1 protein-coding gene is annotated in these 562 nt (G+C 34.5%); it reads right to left on the bottom strand.

Features of this window, described 5'->3' with window-relative positions; translation table 11 throughout:
• Window positions 1-488, bottom strand: a 488-nt coding sequence (locus BKH42_RS09200) for a hypothetical protein (RefSeq protein ID WP_219349868.1), incomplete at its 3' end; no start/stop codon positions are given.
• Window positions 489-562 lie beyond the last annotated feature (74 nt).

Below are 562 nucleotides of genomic sequence, written 5' to 3'. Positions count from 1 at the left end.
TTTCCTTTTTCCTTTTCCATTTTAGCTTCAATTTTCTTTTCCATTTTAGCTTCAAACTTTTCAAAATGCATAAGCCAGTAAGGTTTTTCATTCAACATTTCCTGAGCACGTTTTTCCTCCAATTCTTTTTGTTTTGCTTTTTCATTCAATATTTCCTGAGCACGTTTTTCCTCCAATGTTTTTTGTTTTGCTTCAAGCTGTTCAAGTTTGAGGTCCGCTTTAACAGAAGCCTCTTCGAGCCAGTTATCTATCTTTTTAGCCCATCTAGGCTTTTCAATAGATTTTTCCTCCAATGCTTGTTGATTTGCTTGTCTTTTGGCTTTAAAATCTACTTTCAATTTATCCTGCTCATTCTTAAAAGCATTGGTGTCGTTTTTAATCTCTTCACGGAGTTTATTCATCTCTTCACTACGATCGTATTTCAGCCTTATGAATATCGTGATACCAATAGACACCACAGGCACCATACACCAAAACCACAAGGGCATCACTCACTCCTAAATATTCAATCTATGAATATTTTACATCGTTTGTTTAAAAAAATCAACACCAAAACCACAAT

The sequence above is a fragment of the Helicobacter sp. 13S00482-2 genome, from assembly GCF_002272795.1.
Classification (GTDB): domain Bacteria; phylum Campylobacterota; class Campylobacteria; order Campylobacterales; family Helicobacteraceae; genus Helicobacter_J.
Note: the sequence above shows the minus strand (reverse complement) of the source record. Positions and strands in the feature narration are given on the sequence as shown.